The sequence below is a fragment of the Erythrobacter sp. SCSIO 43205 genome, assembly GCF_019904235.1.
Taxonomy (GTDB): Bacteria; Pseudomonadota; Alphaproteobacteria; order Sphingomonadales; family Sphingomonadaceae; genus Erythrobacter.
The window spans coordinates 802,495-819,636 of the sequence record NZ_CP063202.1 but is presented as its reverse complement, the minus strand read 5'-3'; the positions used below and the strand labels follow the sequence as shown (position 1 = coordinate 819,636).

Below are 17,142 nucleotides of genomic sequence, written 5' to 3'. Positions count from 1 at the left end.
GCGCAGGGTTAGCCTGCCGCCTTGCGCCCTTCTTTTTCTCTCAAAAGGAGCCCTTCATGTTCGACCGCCGCACAGCCATTCTTTGCGCAGGTGCCACCGCTCTTCTGCTAAGCTCAGGTGTGGCCGCAAAACCGCGTACGCACGTGGTGGAGATGATGACGCAGGACCCCAAGACGGGTAAGCGCATGGTGTTCACCCCCCGCATCTTGCGCGTGGCATCGGGCGACACGGTGACTTTCAAGCCGTCACAGCCAACGCACAATTCCATGTCCACTCCCGGCATGATCCCTGAAGGCGCTAGTGGCTGGCGTGGGCAAATCGGGAAAAGCGTGTCGGTCACTTTCACCAAGCCGGGATATTACGGCTATCACTGCCTTCCCCACAAAAGCATGGGCATGGTCGGCCTTGTGATTGTTGAGGGCGAAGGGCGCGATGCAAACCTTGAAGCTGCAAAGAGCGTGCGCCAGATCGGCAAAGCCAAAGAGGCGTGGGACGAAATCTGGGCGCAAGTCGCCTGAATGTGAGCGGACCAGCCTATCAGCGCTATTGCTCTAACAGGCTGGCCCAATCACTTTTAAGTCAGAACCGGGCTGTCATCCGAACCCAACCGCCACGGCCAGCGCCAGGCAGACGCTCACCAACCGGCACATCGGATGCGCCCGCGCGGTTTCGCCCTGCAAGATGCGGCTGATATTGCGTGTCGAACAGGTTCTCGACCCCCGCCTCAATCGCAAGAGCATCTGTCAGCGCGTAGCGCCCGAACAATCCGACGATTGCATATCCATCACTGGGCGATTCGCCGTTCGAAATCGAGACGCGGGTTTGATCCGCCGCCGCGACAAGCTCTGCGCCTGCTGAAAACCGATCGCCAAGGTAAGCGGCTGACAATCGAAGGTTTGCAGGCGCGACGCGGTAGAGATCATCGTCAATGTCTCGCCGCTTGCCTCGCACATAGCTTGCCGTGCCGGACACTTCGATCCGTGCCATCGGGCGAAGGCTGAAGTCGAGGTCCGCGCCGTAAAGCTCGGCATCGACATTGCCAAAGCGCAATGGCGTGGTGTCGCCATTCATCGCGGCGATCATCTCCACCGGGCTATCGACAATGCCAATGGTGGCATCAAAGGGCACGCCTTGGATGAAATCATCGACCCGGCGATAGAATAGCGTCGGGCGCAGCGAAAACACATCGCTTTCAAGGTCGAAACCGATTTCCGCAATCCAGGCCGTCTCCGGGTCAAGATCAAGATTGCCAACATAGATGTTGCCATCAGCAAGGCCAAAGCTCGCCTCCGTCGGGAGCCAGCCAAAACGTTCAAGCAAGCTTGGTACTCGCTCTTTTCGTGCCAGTGTTACGCGAGGGGTAAAATCACCTCGCGGTAGCCATGCGCGCAACACTGTGTCCACTGTCGTTTCCGCATGGTCACGGTCAGCCGCGGTAAAAGCGGCGGCAAGCCCGCGTGGCCCCATCGGCACGGCTGCTCCCAATTGCGGGATGCCCGCTGACTGATCGGTGCGATCAATCCGCGCGCCCAGTTCAAATTGAACTGCGTCAAGCGCGCCTCGCCACTGGGCAAAGGCTCCGACCCTTTCGGATTGCACGTTGGGCTGTGCATCGATGAAGAAGCCTGAATTGAACGGATTGGTGATCTGCACAAATTTGTCGGTCAGTTCAGCATCCGCGCCCACTTCGAAATAGGCGTTGCTGGTCCCGAACCGCAGCGATCCTTCGACCGTGCTCGTATCAGCATCGGCGAAAGTCGCCCTTGCCCGCATGGGAGGAGCAGCGGGCTGGCGCGTGGTCTGATTGTCCATCAGGTGCCGGACGGCGACATGGCCGGCTTTCAGGTTCAGAAAGACATCGGGTGCAATCTCTCCGCGAAAGCCGCCTTGGATAAAGTCCGTGTTGAAATAGACGATGTCGAGCGCGAAGGGCGGATTGCCGGTCGGATCGGTTTCGCTGCGGCGATATTCGACGAATATCTCGCCCGGTCCTGCGTGAAAGCCGGCATGGACGCCGTACAGATTGCGCTCAAACGATGTGCCAACGGCTGTGCCGCCGGGAAAGTCATAATCGCTGCCCTCCTCGCGGCTGGCGATTACGCCAAAACGCATGGTTTCGTTGGCGAGCCCTGCAAACCCGCCAACGGCATAGCTGTCATCGACACTGCGATACTGGCTGGTGAAGCGAAGTTGCGGCGTGAGAGTCGATGTCTCGGTGAATTGGGTTTCAACCAATTGCGCATTGACCGCTCCGGCAAGCGAGGGCCCCTGCGACACCGGAGCCACTCCGCGCGCGATGTCGATGCGCTCGACAAGGATGGAAGGCGCGTAATGCAGTGGTGGGTCCATCGCATTGGGACCGCCAGAGGCGAACCGCTGTCCATTGACGCGGCCCAGCACACGCTGTCCGGCGAGCCCGCGATAGGATAATTGCCCCGAAAGCGCGCCATTGCCGACAAGCGCGCCACCCGGTGTGCGCGCGGCAATCCCGGCAGCATCGGCAGGAAGCGCGATTTGTTCAGGCGGCGCAATGCCATCGCGCGAAATGGTGTGGGTGCGCGTCGCGGTCACGACGATCGTATCGGTCAGCACCGCTTCGGTATCGGCCTCAGGATTGGGGTGATCTGCCAAGGCGGGATGCGCCATGCACAGAGGGCAGGACGCCAAAAGGGCGGCCCTGCGAAGAGCTTTGGAGTTCATGTGTTTTCTCGTAATTTCAGTGGGTACACAGCCAAAGGCGCTGGCCTTGGCGGCGCGCCTATTGGTCCGGATTATCTCAGCATCAGCTATGTACTGGCGGCCCGCGCAACGGGGGACGCAAATGGCGGCTGGGGGCAACCGCAAAGGCTTTGAGCGGTATTAAGGCCGCTTCAGCGCGTTCAAGAGGGGCCGCAGAAGTTTCGGGCTGAGCAGGAATATCGCCAGCAAAGGCGAGCGCCGAAAACGCGCAATCAGTGCCCGTTGCAGCCGTCGCCGGTTCGCCATCATGCGCGGGCGCTGTATCATGGCCCATCGCCGCATGGTGTGCGTGTGACGCCGCATCGTCTGGTTGTGCATAGCCCTCAGCCACCGCCACAGCACGAGCGAGGGGATGCGTTTCAGGGCACAGCGTTACCGCGATGCCCTGCGACGCGGTCGGCGCGACCATATAGCCGGCGGGAACAAGTGCATTCACGCCAAGCGCCATCAACACAAGCGTCAAGAGCGCGCGTGTCCGGGACAATAAGGAGTGGCGCGGGGCAATCATGTCGCGCTCGCCTATAGGCAGATTAGCAGTCGGTGCAACGCAGATTATCGTATCGGGGAGGTCCAGCAATAGCGGACTATCCCTGAATATTCGAACCTTTCATGCTCAGGACAAGCGCGCAAAATTGGCAACGCCGGGCGCAGGGGTTCGGACTGGCGCAGTTTTAGGAGCAGCGCCTGCATCAAGCCCGCCAATCAGCGCGCCCACTTCGCGCAGGCGATCCTCGTTGAGGGTGTAAAACACAAGCTTTGCCTCCTTGCGCGTCGCAACCAGCTCCGCCTTTCTCAAAACGCCAAGTTGCTGTGACAAGGCAGGCTGACCAATGCCAGAGGCTTGCTCGATCTCGCCCACATTCATCTCACCACCGCGCAGCAATTGCACGATCTGAAAGCGCAACGGGTGGGCGATAGCTTTCAATTCCTCAATCGGGGCATCCACACTCATTTGCGGCTCCCTTTGCCAGCTTCGCGAAGGAACCATGCGGTTTGATCGCCCGCGCTGAACACTTCATCAAGGTCTTGCGTAGGCGATTTGAGCAAAGGCATTCCGGGCTCCCAATTGGCAGGGGCAAGCGCGTCTTTCGCATCAATCGCCTGAAGCGCGTCGAGCATACGCAGCATTTCGGGGATCGAACGGCCCATATTGGCGGGATAACACGTCATGGCGCGGATCACGCCCGTCGGGTCGATAAAGAAGGTGGTGCGCACCGTCGCGCTGTCATTGTCCTTTGGCGCGACCATTCCAAAAGCCCGGCCAATCACCAATGTCGGGTCTTCGACAATGGGAAAGCGCACTTCAATATCAAAGCGGTCGCGGATCATTCGCAGCCAGGCGAAATGCGAAAACAGGCTGTCAACCGAGAGCGCCATGAGATTGCACTCACGTTTCTCAAATTCGTCCGCCTGCCGCGCAAGTTCGACAAATTCGGTGGTGCACACGGGGGTAAAATCCGCCGGGTGCGAAAAAAGGATGAGCCAACGCTCTCTGAACGCTGAAAGCTTCACCGGGCCAATTGTGCTGCGCGCCTCAAAGTCGGGTGCCAGATCGCCAATGCGAAGCACGCGTGTGCCGCGGCTTTCGTTTTCCTGAGTATCCATGACCATCCTCTTAGCACTTGACTCCCATAAAGCAACACATATACATACTTTATGTAATCAAAGGAGTTTGGGATGTCTAAATCAGATTCAGCCCTTCAGGCGGCAACCGACCAGATCAACCGGGCAATCGATCAAAAAACGCTGCGCCCTTCAATTGCGGGCTTTTTCGACGAGGCGACATATACTGTAAGTTATGTCGTCCACGACCCTGAAACCTGCGAGGCGGCGATCATTGATTCGGTCCTCGACTATGAAGCGGCCGCGGGGCGCACCTCGCAGGCTTCCGCAGATCGCATAATCGAATATGTCAATTCGAATAATTTGAAAGTGACATGGCTGATCGAAACCCACGCCCATGCCGATCACATTTCAGCCGCGCCTTATTTGCAGGAAAAGCTCGGCGGGAAGCTTGCCATCGGCAAGGAAATCATCCGCGTGCAGGATGTGTTCGGCAAGCTTTTCAACGCTGGCACTGATTTTGAGCGCGACGGTTCGCAATTCGACCATCTGTTTACCGATGGCGAGACATTCAACCTCGGCAAGATCGAAGGTATCGCACTGCACGTACCCGGTCACACTCCCGCAGATATGGCTTTCATCATCGGCGATGCTGCCTTTGTCGGCGATACGATCTTCATGCCTGACTTTGGCACAGCGCGGGCCGACTTCCCCGGAGGCGATGCGCGCCAGTTGTTCCAGTCGATCCGCCGTCTGCTTTCGCTGCCAGATGAAACGCGCCTGTTCCTGTGTCACGATTACAAGGCACCGGGCCGCGATGAATACGCTTGGGAAACAACCGTGGGTCAGCAGCGGCGCGAGAACGTCCATGTGAAGGACGGCGTGAGCGAAGATGATTTCGTCCAAATGCGCACCACGCGCGATGCGACACTGGCTATGCCCAATCTCATCATGCCTTCGGTGCAGGTGAACATTCGCGGCGGACGTCTGCCCGAGCCCGAAGAAAATGGCGTTAGCTACATCAAGATTCCGGTGAACGCGGTATGATGCTCCCCGTATTTCCAGAGGCCGCACCAATGACAGGGCTTGCTGGCGGTGTTCTCATCGGGCTTGCGGCTGCGTTGATGCTGCTTGGCATTGGGCGCATTGCGGGCATTTCGGGCATCACCGCTCGCGCGGCGGGAATTTCCGATAGCGGCCTGCCGCGTGTGTCGGCCTGGGCTTTTGTCATCGGCCTGCCACTGGGTGCTTTCATCGTGATGCTTGCGCAAGGGGGGCTTCCCGCCAACTTCGCCTCGCCTGTATATCTGGTGATTGCGGGCCTGGTCGTTGGCGTTGGCACCCGCCTTGGTAGCGGCTGTACCAGCGGGCACGGCGTTTGCGGGATGAGCCGCTTCTCACAGCGTTCCATCGTCGCAACCGTCACTTTTATGATCACCGGCTTTGCCACTGTTGCCGCAATGAATGCGCTCGGACTGGAGGTGCTGCCATGATGCGCCGCCTCGTTATTCCAGCCCTTTCAGGTTCCATCTTCGGTGCTGGCCTTGCGCTTGGCGGGATGACTGATCCTGCACGGGTTCGCGGCTTTCTCGACATTCTGGGCGACTGGGATCCCACGCTTGCTTTCGTCATGGGCGGAGCGGTTCTGGTGATGGTCATCGCATGGCAAATTCAGCCCAAGTTGATCCGCCCCGTGTTCGGCGGCGACTTCGCTCTTCCCGGCACGCAGGATCTGACGCCGCGATTGATCGGCGGCTCGGCTTTGTTCGGCATTGGATGGGGCATCGCTGGCCTGTGCCCCGGTCCCGGTATTGCAGCGCTGGTAATTGAGCCTGTTTCCGCTGCGATTTTTGTGGTCGCCATGCTTGCCGGAATGGTTCTGGTGCGCCTTTTTGAAGGGAAAGCGTGATGGATATTCGCCAAGTCACCCCCGAATTTGCCGTCGCGCCGCAGATCCAGCCGACGGACTTCTCTGCCATCGCTGCGCAAGGCTTTGTTGCCGTCATGTGCAACAGGCCTGATGGTGAAGAAGACGGCCAACCGAGCGTCGAGGAAATGCGCGACGCTGCTGAGGCCAATGGCATTGCGTTTCATCACATCCCCGTAGCGGGCGGGCAATTTCCCGATGCCGCCATCGCTGCCTTCCGCGCGGTTCGTCGCGGCACGGATGGCCCGGTGCTCGCCTATTGCCGCACCGGCACGCGTTCGATCACGCTCGATACTCTCGCCAACCCTGACGACATTGCCCCTGCAGAGCGCCTCCAACGCGCGAGCGATGCGGGGTACGACCTCACAAATCTAAGCAACAAGCTCGCATAAAAAGCCTCCGGGAGAATAATCATGTCTGCATCACATACGGTGGTGATCGTTGGTGGCGGTGCCGCTGGCCTTGCCACGGCCTCCTCGCTGCTCAAACGCCGCAAGAACCTCGACATTGCGGTCATCGATCCTGCCGATACCCATGCCTATCAACCCGGATGGACCATGGTCGGCGGCGGCGTGTTTGAACCGGAAGTGACCCGCCGATCCATGGCAAGCGTTATGCCCAAGGGTGTCACCTGGATCAAACAGGCGGCCAAATCCTTTCAGCCTGATAATAACGAGGTAACGCTCGCGGACGGATCAACCGTCCGGTACGAAGCGCTTGTCGTTGCCCCCGGCATCCGCCTTGCATGGGAAAAGATCGAGGGGCTTGAAGAGACGCTCGGCAAAAATGGCGTCACGTCAAACTACCGCTACGACCTTGCGCCCTACACATGGGAAATGGTCCAAAAGCTCAAAAAAGGCCGCGCCATTTTCACGCAGCCGCCCATGCCGATCAAATGCGCAGGCGCGCCGCAAAAGGCGATGTATCTGTCGTGCGATCACTGGCTGCGCGCCGGCGTTCTCGACAACATTGATGTCGAGTTCTGCAATGCTGGCGGCGCGCTCTTTGGTGTGGCCGATTATGTCCCGGCGCTGATGAGCTATATCGAGAAATACGACGTTCAGCTCGATCTTGGGCACACGCTCGTCTCTGTCGATGGCCCCGCGCAAAAAGCGGTGTTCAAAACAGAAAAAGGCGAGGTCACGCGCGAGTTCGATATGCTTCATGTCGTGCCGCCGCAGGTCGCGCCGCAATTCCTTGCGGACAGCCCGCTCGCCGCAGAAAGCGGATTTACCGATGTCGATCAGCACACCTTGCGCCATGTTCGTTATGACAATGTCTTCGGCCTTGGTGATGCAGGCGCTATGCCCAATGCAAAAACCGCAGCAGCAGCGCGCAAACAAGCGCCGGTTGTCGCCGTCAATGTGCTGCAACAGCTGTGCGGTCATGGTCCAAAGGCAGGCTATGACGGCTATGGCTCGTGCCCCCTTACGGTAGAACGCGGCAAGATTGTGCTCGCGGAATTCGGCTATGGCGGTAAGCTCATGCCAAGCTTTCCAGAATGGATTGTCGACGGCACGAAGCCTGCGCGTCTTTCATGGATGCTGAAGGCGGATGCCTTGCCGTGGATTTACTGGAACGGAATGCTCAAGGGGCGTGAATGGCTGGCAGGTCCAGGCGGATTGATCGCGCAATAAAGCGCCGGGACGAAGGGCCTTTTAACCATGCTTTCGCGCTATCTTCCGATCCTTGAATGGGGTCGGACTTACAATCGGAACATTTTGACCGATGATCTGATGGCGGCGGTGATCGTCACCATCATGCTTATCCCGCAAAGCCTCGCCTATGCGTTGCTCGCGGGACTGCCTCCGGTCGTGGGCCTCTACGCCTCGATCCTTCCGCTTGTGCTTTATGCCATTTTCGGGACCAGCCGCACTTTGGCGGTGGGCCCTGTGGCGGTTGTCTCCTTGATGACAGCTTCGGCAGCTGGCGCGGTCGCGGCGCAGGGGACAGCTGAATATCTCGAAGCGGCAATCACGCTCGCCATGCTGTCGGGCGTGATGCTCGCCATACTTGGTTTCCTGCGCGCTGGCTTTCTTGCAAACCTCCTCTCCCACCCGGTGATCAGCGGCTTTATCACCGCATCGGGCATTCTTATCGCGACCAGCCAGTTGAAACATATACTCGGCATTACAGCAGGCGGCGATAACTGGCCCGATATGCTTGGTTCGCTCGCCGCCTCGATTGGCGAGACGAATGTCTGGACGCTGGCGATCGGCATTCCCGCAACGCTCTTCCTGTTCTGGGTGCGTAAGGGAGCAAAGCCCGCGCTTCAGCGCGTCGGCCTTGCCCCCCGCGCTGCCGATATGACCGCGAAGGCAGGGCCAGTGGTGGCCGTGGCGCTGACCATTCTTGCCGTCATTGCGTTCGATCTTGGCGAAAGGAACGTCAATCTGGTCGGAGCGATACCGCAAGGCCTCCCGCCCTTTGCCCTGCCGAGCACCGACCTGTCCCTGATTGAAAAATTATGGGTGCCTGCCCTTCTTATCTCCATCATCGGATTTGTTGAAAGCGTCTCGGTTGCGCAGACCCTCGCCGCCAAGCGCCGCCAGCGCATTGCGCCTGATCAGGAGCTTATCGGCCTTGGTGCGGCCAATATCGCGAGCGCGTTTTCGGGCGGCTATCCGGTGACAGGCGGCTTTGCCCGTTCGGCGGTGAATTTTGATGCTGGCGCACAAACTCCTGCCGCTGGTGCCTATACTGCCGTCGGAATTGCGCTTGCGACGCTGTTCCTGACCCCGCTTTTGTTCAGCCTGCCCATCGCGACATTGGCCGCCACAATTATTGTTGCTGTGCTTAGCCTCGTGGACCTCAAAACGCCGTCGCGGCTGTGGCATTATTCAAAGGCCGATTTCGCAGCGCATATCGCGACAATCGCGATCACTCTGCTCGCAGGGGTAGAGATGGGCGTGATCGCAGGGGTTGGCGTGGGCCTGCTCCTTTACCTGTGGCGCGCCAGCCGCCCGCACGCCGCCATCGTTGGCCGCGTTCCAGAGACGGAGCACTTTCGCAATGTTGATCGGCACAAGGTGTTCACCGTGCCCCACATCCTTTCCATCCGCATCGACGAGGCGCTAACTTACCTCAATGCGCGCTGGCTTGAGGAATATGTGCTCGAAGAAGTGGCAGACCGTCCGGCTGTGCGCCACGTCATTTTGATGTGCAGTGCGGTTAATGAGATCGACGCATCTGGTTTAGAGAGCCTTGAGGCGATCAATCACCGACTTGGCGATGGCAAGATCGGCCTGCATCTGTCCGAGGTTAAAGGACCGGTGATGGACCGGCTTAAACGCTCTCACTTCATCGAAGAACTGAACGGAGAAGTTTTCCTCTCGCAGTCCAGAGCTTTCGACAAACTCATAAACGATGATGGCGCGCCGCCGGAACCTGTCGATCACTATGAAGCGCGGGGCCTTATCTGATGCCAGCGATTGCCGACAAAGACGCCAAATGTCGTCAAATCCTCGCCCTCATCGAAGAAGGTCGCGGCGTGTGCGAAAGTTGCCGCGAGGTCGGTGTTTCGGAAAAAACCTTTTACCGCTGGCGCAAGGCGCAGTCGGTGAGTTAAGCTCCCCCAACCGAGGCTAAACACGCATCGAAGAAAAGGATTTGGCTATGGAAATCAACATCGGAATTGATGATGCAGGACGCGAGAAATCTTCAACAGCGCTGAAGAAACTGCTTGCAGACACTTACACGCTGTACCTCAAAACCCATGGCTATCACTGGAACGTCGAAGGGCCGCATTTTCAGCAATTGCACCTGCAATTCATGGAGCAATACACCGAAATGTGGACCGCGGTTGATGAGCTTGCAGAGCGCATCCGTGCCCTTGGCCACTATGCGCCATCATCCTATTCCGAGATGAGTGGTCTTTCCTCGATCAAGGAAGAGACGGGCAATCCGGATTGGCACGAGATGGTGACCAACCTTGCCAAAGGCCACGAACAGGTAGCCAAAACCGCGCGCGAGGTTTTGCGGGTGGCCGAAGAAATCGGCGATGAGGCGACGCTGGACGTGGTTGCCCCAAGGCTCACCTTGCACGAGAAAACCGCGTGGATGCTGCGGGCAACCGCGAACTAGGCCGAAAGACACGATCAAAAGGCGCGGCGTGCGGCTTGCCAGGATCAGGCCTGCGCCGCGCCTTTGCTATTTTAATTACAGATTTTTCTATATTGAATCGCCGGAAATGGGCTAAATTCGGGCACATTCCTCCTCTTCATGGCCCATTCCGTCCCAATTATGAATTTCGATTACATTAAGTGATAAATTGTAATTGCAGACTCGCGCAAGGGCTGTTAGACCATCCTGCATGAAAGGAGGTCGCAATGGCTGGCCAAAAAACTCTTCTTGCATTGGGTGCACTCCTGCTCGGCGGTGGATGCGTAAACGCGATTGCGGCGGATCAGCCAACGACTGATGGTGACGCATTGTTGATGGCGCTGGACGATGAATACCGCGCAGAGGCGACATATGCCGCGATCCTCAATGCCTTTGGTGATGTGCGTCCCTTCGTGAACATCATCGAGGCCGAGCGTCGTCATGCCACCCTTGCCAGATCCGAGTTGGATCGCCTCGGCATCGCTTACCCGGACACCAACCCCTATCTCGGATCAATCACTGCCCCTGCCAGCTTGCTGGAGGCGTGCGAACAAGGCATCACCGCCGAGATTGAAAACATTGAGCTTTACGACCGGATTATTCCAACGGTTGAAGATGAGCAGCTGCGCGAAACCCTTGGCCGGTTGCAATGGGCCTCGCGCGAGCGACACCTCCCTGCCTTCGAACGATGCGTCGCACGAGGCGGCGAGATGGGTCGCGGTAGAGGTCACGGTCAAGGGCGTGGCCAGGGCCGCGGTAAAGGCCACGGCAATGGACAAGGGCACGGGCCCCACAATTAATCCCTCCCCTCACATCTTGAAAAAAGGAAATTCTCCATGTCCCTCCACATCGGCGACACCGCCCCAAACTTCACGATTGCCACCACTAAGGGTGAGATCACCCTCCATGATTGGTCCGGCGACAACTGGGTCTTTTTCTTCAGCCACCCGGCTGACTTCACCCCCGTGTGCACCACAGAAATGGGCATGACGGCCAAGCTCGCTGCGCAGTTTGAGGCGCGCGGGGTCAAGCCGCTTGGCCTTTCAACCGATACAGTCGAAGAGCACCTTGAGTGGGTCAAGGACGTTGACGAAACGCAAGGCGTGACCCTCGATTTTCCCATCGTCGCCGATCCCGATCTTGAGATCGCGAAACTCTATGACATGATCCACCCCGATCAGAGCGAGACGGCGGCGGTGCGTTCGGTGTTTATCATTGATCCATCGAACAAAATCCGCCTTACCATGACCTATCCGATGAGTGTCGGGCGCAATTTTGACGAGATCTTGCGGGTGATCGACAGCCTGCAACTCTCTGACCGCTGCACCATTGCAACGCCTGCTGATTGGCGGCCCGGGGATGAGGTGATCATCCCGCCTTCGATCGACGATGAAAAGGCAAGCGCGATGTTCCCGCAAGGATTTACCACCATCAAACCATATCTGAGGACGACAAAGGTCGACTGAGGGTCGCAAGGGGGCGCGTTCGCAGATAGAACTGCGGGCGCGCCTTTTCGCATCACAAGTTTCGCAAAGTGAGGAATCACGGTTTCCACCATGTTTGATCAGTTCGACGCTCTTTTGCTGGCGCGTATCCAGTTCGCTTTCACGGTCAGCTTCCATTTCTTCTTTCCCGCCTTTTCCATCGGGCTGGCAAGCTATCTCGCCGTGCTCGAAGGGCTGTGGTTGAAGACAGGCAAACAGGTCTATCTCGACCTGTTCAAATACTGGCTCAAGATATTTGCCGTCGCCTTTGCGATGGGCGTCGTCTCTGGCATTGTGATGAGCTATCAGTTTGGCACCAACTGGTCGGTGTTTTCCGACGTCGCCGGCCCGGTGATCGGCCCGCTTATGGCTTATGAGGTTCTGACTGCATTCTTTCTTGAGGCAGGTTTTCTTGGCGTCATGCTGTTCGGCATGAACAAGGTGGGCAAGAAACTGCACTTTACCGCAACGCTTATGGTCGCGCTCGGTACCTTTGTGTCTGCTTTCTGGATCCTTTCGGTCAACAGCTGGATGCAAACGCCGGTGGGTCATATCTTAGGTGAGAACGGTCAATTCCTCCCCGGTGACAGCTGGTGGGACATCGTTTTCAACCCAAGCTTTCCCTATCGCCTCGTGCACACGGTTATGGCGGCCTATCTCACGACTGCGTTTGTGGTCGGGGGTGTGGGCGCATGGCACCTTTTGAAAGAGCGTAAGACGGGCTCTACCAACCCGCACGCGCGCAAGATGTTTTCAATGGCAATGTGGATGGCAGCGATCGTCACGCCTGCACAAATCTTTGCCGGCGACCTTCACGGCCTCAACACGCTTGAGCATCAACCGGCCAAAGTGATGGCAATGGAGGGGCATTTTGACAGCCATCCGGAAGGCGCGCCTCTGATCCTTTTCGGTATCCCTGATAGCGAGGAGAAGACCGTCAAATACGCGATTGAAATCCCAAAGGCCTCCTCACTTATTCTCAAACACGAATGGGACGCGCCGATGGACGGGCTCGACACGATCCCGGACGATGAAGAGCCCCCTGTTGGCATGGTTTTCTGGTCGTTCCGCGTGATGGTGGGGATCGGTTTCGCGATGTTGGGCATCGGTTTGTGGAGCCTGTATGGCCGCGCGCGAAAGCAGCTGTACGATATGCCCTGGCTCCACCGTGCTGCGGTCCTGATGGCGCCCAGCGGCTTTGCAGCGGTGCTGGCAGGCTGGATCACGACAGAAGTGGGCCGCCAGCCTTACGTAATCTATGGCCTCTTGCGCACAGCCGATGCGGCAAGCCCGCTTGACGCGCCTGCGGTCGCCGCTTCGCTGCTTGCCTTCATCATCGTCTATTTCACCGTCTTCGGCGTCGGCGTTTGGTATATCCTGCGCCTGATGAGCAAGACACCGCATACAGGTGAAGTTGATGCGATGGAGGGCGATACCGGACCGATCCGCACAGCGGGCATTACGCCTGGACCCACGCAAAATCCGGGGCATGACGACCCCCTTCCCGCGCACAAGGAGGACGTGTGATGGACCTCACTGTCATCTGGGCGTTTATCATCGCCTTCGCTGTCTTTGCCTATGTCGTCATGGACGGGTTTGATCTTGGCATCGGCATCTTATTCCCCACCGTTCGCGTCGGACAGGGCCGCGATAGGGCGATGAATTCCATCGCGCCTGTATGGGACGGGAATGAGACGTGGCTGGTCCTGGGCGGAGGCGGTCTGTTTGCTGCTTTCCCGCTCGCTTATGCAGTCATCTTGCCAGCCACCTATCCGCTTATCATCGCCATGCTTTTGGGTCTGGTGTTTCGCGGGGTGGCATTCGAATACCGCTGGCGCGACCCCAATCACCGCGCCTTTTGGGACGCCGCTTTCTTCGGCGGCTCGCTTGTCGCGGCCATGGCGCAAGGGATGACATTGGGCGCGCTGTTGCAAGGCATCGAGGTGGTTGATCGCAGCTATGCCGGAAGCTGGTTTGACTGGCTCACACCCTACACCTTGCTGTGCGGCCTTGGGGTTGTGGCTGGCTATGCGCTTTTGGGCAGCACGTGGCTCATCTGGAAGCTGGACGGCGGGGCGCAAAAACACGCGCGCTACCTCGCGCTTCGCGCAGCGATTGCGACCATTGTGCTCATGGGCGCGGTCAGCCTTTATAACATCTTCCTCAACGCCGAATATGCCGAGCGCTGGCTTACCGCGCCTGAAATCTATTTCGCAGCGCCCGTGCCAATCATCACTGGCATCATCGCGCTCTCAATGATTCAGGCGATCAGGAAAGAACGCAACAGCAAACCCTTCTGGCTTGCGATTGCACTGTTCTTCGCTGGCACGGTGGGACTTGGCGTGACCATGTGGCCCTTTGTCGTCCCCCCTGGCATCACGATCTGGGATGCGGCCGCGCCTGAAAAGAGCCAGATTTTCATGCTGGTCGGCGTTGCGCTCACCATGCCGCTGATCATCGGCTACACCGCCTGGGCCTATTGGGTGTTTCGCGGCAAAGTCGGCGATGAGGGGTATCATTAATGCTCGCGCCACCAGACAATGAGCCGCCGCTTTGGAAGCGCCTTGCGTGGATGGCAGGGATTTGGCTGGCAAGTGTGACAGCGCTGGGCGTGGTGGCAATGATCATCCGCCTCTGGCTCAAGGCGTGAAACAAGGGAGGCGATGATGACCCAGAATGGATACCCCCGGGCTGTGATGCTCGCGGCAATCGCAGGAAGCCTTTCTCTTGGCGGATGTTCGACGAACGCTCCCGGTGAGCCAAGCGAGGAACAAAGGGCCGAATTTCTGAGCCAGTCACAAGCCGTGACTGAGCGGTTTCAATCCGAACTGCAAACCACGCTTGCTACCGCAATTGGCGAAGTGGGCGCGGTGGGAGCAATCGGCGTGTGCCAATCGGCAGCGCCCGCCATTGCGCAAGCCCTCTCTGAAGAAAGCGGCCTTGCCGTCAGCCGCATCGCGCGGCGCAATCGCAATGCAAACGGTGGCCTTCCATCCGAGCTTGAGCCGCTTTACGCTCAGCTTGAAGCGGCGCCGATGGACAATGGCGCCCCGCGCAAGGTTCACGGATCGGTGGAGGACCGCATGGTCTATCTGCAAGCGATCCCGATGAAGGAACAGCCGTGTTCTGCCTGCCATGGTACCAACATCGCCCCAGCGATCAGCGATGCCATCACCGAAGCCTATCCCGCTGACCTTGCCACCGGATTTGCGCCGGGCGAACTTCGCGGCGCTTTTCTGGTGCAGGAGCGGACACAGCCCTGAACACTAAGGGCCTGTGCCCAGATGGAACGCGCCAGTGCCCTTAGGTGTTCGACAATAAAGACAATTTTGAAAGGAGAACCGCCATGTTGCTCGAAAAGATCAAGACGCCCGGCCTCTCGCACCTGTCCTATCTCATCGGTTCTGGCGGCAAAGCAGCGGTGATTGATCCGCGCCGGGATTGCGAGATTTACCTCGAAAAAGCGCGCGCTGAGGGGTTGGAGATCACCCATATCTTCGAAACGCACCGCAACGAAGACCTTATCACAGGCTCGCCCATTCTCGCTGAAATGACAGGGGCAAAGGTGCTGCACGGCCCCAATGCAGCAGGCGAAATTGCTTTTGCGCAAACAGCGCGCGAAGGTGACACGTTCGAAATCGGGCAGCTTACCATCGAAGTGCTTGAAACGCCGGGACACACCGACGATCACCTCGCCTTTGTCATCCATGACCGCGAATATGCCGATGGTCCGGTGGGCGTTTTCACGGGCGATGCGCTGTTTGTGGGCGATGTCGGACGCACCGACTTTTACCCTGACCGCAAGCGCGAAGTCGCAGGGCTGCTTTACGATTCTCTGCAAAAGCTGCTCGCGCTCGGCGATCAGGCGATCCTCTACCCTGCGCACGGGGCAGGTTCGGTGTGCGGCTCTGGCATGGCCGAGCGTGAGTTTTCGACCATTGGCCACGAACGCCGCAACAATCCGCGTTTGCAGCTTGGCGAGCGCGAGGCGTTTATCGAGGCCAAGATCGCAGAAAACCATTACCAGCCGCCCTATTTCCGCCTGATGGAGCGCTTGAACATCGAAGGTGCTGAGGCGGCTCCTCGCGTTCTTCGCCCCAAGCGGTTGACTCTGCCGGAAATGCGCCAAGCCCAGGCGGATCATGTGATCGACCTGCGCGAACCGCTTGCCTATGCGTCCGGTCATTTCCCCGGCTCCATGTGTCTTCCCGTCGGCATGATTTCCGCCTTTGCCGGATGGTTTGTCCGCGAAGGCGAGACAATGCTTCTGGTCGGGTCGGACGAGGAACAGCTTTCCAGCGCCATGTCGCACCTCACCCGCATTGGGCTCGACAATGTCATGGGCGGCTACAACGGCGTTGTTCCAGCGGCGGCCAATGGCGCGACGATGAACGCGATCCCCATGGTCGACACCGATACGGTCAAATCGCGGCTTGATGGTGCGGACGGCGACTGGACCCTGCTCGACGTGCGCGATGCGGACGAGCGTGAAGCTGCTGCAATCGAGGGTTCTGAGCACATTTATGTGGGCGAACTCAATGAACGCTGGAGCGAGCTCGACAAGGACAAATCCTACACCCTCATGTGCGCAAGCGGTATGCGAGCGACCGTTGCGGCGGGATGGCTTGCAAGTCGCGGATTTCGCAATATTGATGTCTATCTTGGATCAATGGGCGCATGGAAGGCAGCGAATGGCTGATGCGATTGATGGGCAAGCGTTTTGGGACGAACGTTTTGCAAGCGACGAGTATGTCTTTGGCACTCAGCCCAATGCCTTTCTCACAAGAGAAGCCCACCGTCTAAAAGAAGGCTCTCGCGTACTCGCGATTGCCGATGGAGAGGGGCGCAACAGCGTCTTTCTTGCGCGGCACGGGCACAAGGTGACAGCAACCGACATTTCGCCGCGCGCGATTGAAAAGGCCGAAAAGCTGGCTGCCAAGAGCGGCGTTGAGGTGCATTTTATTCAGGCGGATCTGGCAAGCTGGGACTGGCCCGAAAATGCCTTTGACGCTGTGGTCGGCATTTTCATCCAATTCGCCGCCCCGCCTTTACGCGATCAATTGTTTGAGCAGATGGCAAAAGCTTTGAAGCCCGGTGGCCTGCTGCTGCTCGAAGGGTATCGCCCTGAACAGCTGGACTATGGCACTGGCGGTCCACCGACAGCGGAAAATATGTACACCGAAGCTGTTTTGCGCGAAGCATTCGATGCGCTCGAAATCGAGCATCTGGAAAGCTATGATGCCGAAATCAGCGAAGGGAATGGGCATGAAGGGATGTCAGCGCTGATCGATCTGATTGCGCGCCGTCCGGGGTAAGTCAATCGCTAGG

General features: G+C 58.4%; 21 protein-coding genes. 17 read left to right on the top strand and 4 right to left on the bottom strand.

Features of this window, described 5'->3' with window-relative positions; genetic code table 11:
- Positions 1-56: 56 nt before the first annotated feature.
- The gene (locus INR77_RS03885; RefSeq protein ID WP_223072615.1) at positions 57-518 is read left to right on the top strand and encodes a pseudoazurin; all 462 of its coding nucleotides are present in this window, start codon (positions 57-59) and stop codon (positions 516-518) included.
- Between the two features lie 61 nt (positions 519-579).
- On the opposite strand, the gene INR77_RS03880 is transcribed toward INR77_RS03885, so the two are convergent.
- The 4 genes from INR77_RS03880 to INR77_RS03865 form a co-directional block, all read right to left on the bottom strand.
- Positions 580-2,700: a TonB-dependent siderophore receptor gene (locus tag INR77_RS03880; RefSeq protein WP_223072614.1), complete on the bottom strand. Its 2,121-nt coding sequence runs from the start codon at positions 2,698-2,700 to the stop codon at positions 580-582.
- Between the two features lie 82 nt (positions 2,701-2,782).
- Positions 2,783-3,316 carry a DUF2946 family protein gene (locus INR77_RS03875; RefSeq protein ID WP_223072613.1) on the bottom strand — a complete coding sequence of 178 codons (534 nt, stop codon included), beginning with the start codon at positions 3,314-3,316 and terminating at the stop codon, positions 2,783-2,785.
- Between the two features lie 36 nt (positions 3,317-3,352).
- Positions 3,353-3,691 (bottom strand): helix-turn-helix transcriptional regulator, encoded by a 339-nt coding sequence (locus tag INR77_RS03870; RefSeq protein ID WP_223072612.1) that lies wholly within the window; start codon positions 3,689-3,691, stop codon positions 3,353-3,355.
- Positions 3,688-4,344: a peroxiredoxin gene (locus INR77_RS03865; protein ID WP_223072611.1), complete on the bottom strand. Its 657-nt coding sequence runs from the start codon at positions 4,342-4,344 to the stop codon at positions 3,688-3,690. Before INR77_RS03865 ends, INR77_RS03870 begins: the two co-directional genes overlap by 4 nt.
- 72 nt (positions 4,345-4,416) lie before the next feature.
- Between INR77_RS03865 and INR77_RS03860 the strand changes: the two genes are divergently transcribed.
- From INR77_RS03860 to INR77_RS03790, 16 genes are all read left to right on the top strand, one after another.
- Positions 4,417-5,349 carry an MBL fold metallo-hydrolase gene (locus INR77_RS03860; protein WP_223072610.1) on the top strand — a complete coding sequence of 311 codons (933 nt, stop codon included), beginning with the start codon at positions 4,417-4,419 and terminating at the stop codon, positions 5,347-5,349.
- Complete coding sequence (locus tag INR77_RS03855; RefSeq protein ID WP_223072609.1) at positions 5,346-5,795, top strand: YeeE/YedE family protein; 450 nt, start codon at positions 5,346-5,348, stop codon at positions 5,793-5,795. Before INR77_RS03860 ends, INR77_RS03855 begins: the two co-directional genes overlap by 4 nt.
- The gene (locus INR77_RS03850) at positions 5,792-6,211 is read left to right on the top strand and encodes a DUF6691 family protein (RefSeq protein WP_223072608.1); all 420 of its coding nucleotides are present in this window, start codon (positions 5,792-5,794) and stop codon (positions 6,209-6,211) included. Before INR77_RS03855 ends, INR77_RS03850 begins: the two co-directional genes overlap by 4 nt.
- A complete protein-coding gene (locus INR77_RS15835; protein WP_255573917.1) occupies positions 6,211-6,621 on the top strand; it encodes a TIGR01244 family sulfur transferase in 411 nt (136 codons plus the stop codon). The genes INR77_RS03850 and INR77_RS15835 overlap by 1 nt, the downstream gene beginning before the upstream one ends.
- A gap of 21 nt (positions 6,622-6,642) precedes the next feature.
- The gene (locus INR77_RS03845; RefSeq protein ID WP_255573916.1) at positions 6,643-7,866 is read left to right on the top strand and encodes an FAD/NAD(P)-binding oxidoreductase; all 1,224 of its coding nucleotides are present in this window, start codon (positions 6,643-6,645) and stop codon (positions 7,864-7,866) included.
- Positions 7,867-7,893: 27 nt separating this feature from the next.
- The gene (locus INR77_RS03840; protein WP_223072607.1) at positions 7,894-9,651 is read left to right on the top strand and encodes a SulP family inorganic anion transporter; all 1,758 of its coding nucleotides are present in this window, start codon (positions 7,894-7,896) and stop codon (positions 9,649-9,651) included.
- On the top strand, positions 9,651-9,797 hold the full coding sequence (locus tag INR77_RS03835) for a helix-turn-helix domain-containing protein (RefSeq protein WP_223072606.1): 147 nt from the start codon (positions 9,651-9,653) through the stop codon (positions 9,795-9,797). The genes INR77_RS03840 and INR77_RS03835 overlap by 1 nt, the downstream gene beginning before the upstream one ends.
- 47 nt (positions 9,798-9,844) lie before the next feature.
- Complete coding sequence (locus INR77_RS03830; protein WP_305040810.1) at positions 9,845-10,312, top strand: Dps family protein; 468 nt, start codon at positions 9,845-9,847, stop codon at positions 10,310-10,312.
- A gap of 245 nt (positions 10,313-10,557) precedes the next feature.
- Positions 10,558-11,130 carry a DUF2202 domain-containing protein gene (locus INR77_RS03825; RefSeq protein WP_223072605.1) on the top strand — a complete coding sequence of 191 codons (573 nt, stop codon included), beginning with the start codon at positions 10,558-10,560 and terminating at the stop codon, positions 11,128-11,130.
- Between the two features lie 36 nt (positions 11,131-11,166).
- Positions 11,167-11,796 carry a peroxiredoxin gene (locus tag INR77_RS03820; protein ID WP_223072604.1) on the top strand — a complete coding sequence of 210 codons (630 nt, stop codon included), beginning with the start codon at positions 11,167-11,169 and terminating at the stop codon, positions 11,794-11,796.
- A 90-nt stretch (positions 11,797-11,886) separates the two neighbouring features.
- Positions 11,887-13,341: a cytochrome ubiquinol oxidase subunit I gene (locus tag INR77_RS03815; RefSeq protein WP_223072603.1), complete on the top strand. Its 1,455-nt coding sequence runs from the start codon at positions 11,887-11,889 to the stop codon at positions 13,339-13,341.
- A complete protein-coding gene (gene cydB / locus INR77_RS03810; protein WP_223072602.1) occupies positions 13,341-14,336 on the top strand; it encodes a cytochrome d ubiquinol oxidase subunit II in 996 nt (331 codons plus the stop codon). The genes INR77_RS03815 and cydB overlap by 1 nt, the downstream gene beginning before the upstream one ends.
- A complete protein-coding gene (locus INR77_RS03805; protein ID WP_223072601.1) occupies positions 14,336-14,464 on the top strand; it encodes a DUF2474 domain-containing protein in 129 nt (42 codons plus the stop codon). Before cydB ends, INR77_RS03805 begins: the two co-directional genes overlap by 1 nt.
- 13 nt (positions 14,465-14,477) lie before the next feature.
- Positions 14,478-15,077, top strand: a complete 600-nt coding sequence (locus INR77_RS03800) for a DUF3365 domain-containing protein (protein WP_223072600.1) — start codon at positions 14,478-14,480, stop codon at positions 15,075-15,077.
- Between the two features lie 83 nt (positions 15,078-15,160).
- Positions 15,161-16,513: a rhodanese-like domain-containing protein gene (locus tag INR77_RS03795; RefSeq protein WP_223072599.1), complete on the top strand. Its 1,353-nt coding sequence runs from the start codon at positions 15,161-15,163 to the stop codon at positions 16,511-16,513.
- On the top strand, positions 16,506-17,129 hold the full coding sequence (locus INR77_RS03790; protein WP_223072598.1) for a cyclopropane-fatty-acyl-phospholipid synthase family protein: 624 nt from the start codon (positions 16,506-16,508) through the stop codon (positions 17,127-17,129). The genes INR77_RS03795 and INR77_RS03790 overlap by 8 nt, the downstream gene beginning before the upstream one ends.
- The last annotated feature ends 13 nt before the right edge of the window (positions 17,130-17,142 follow it).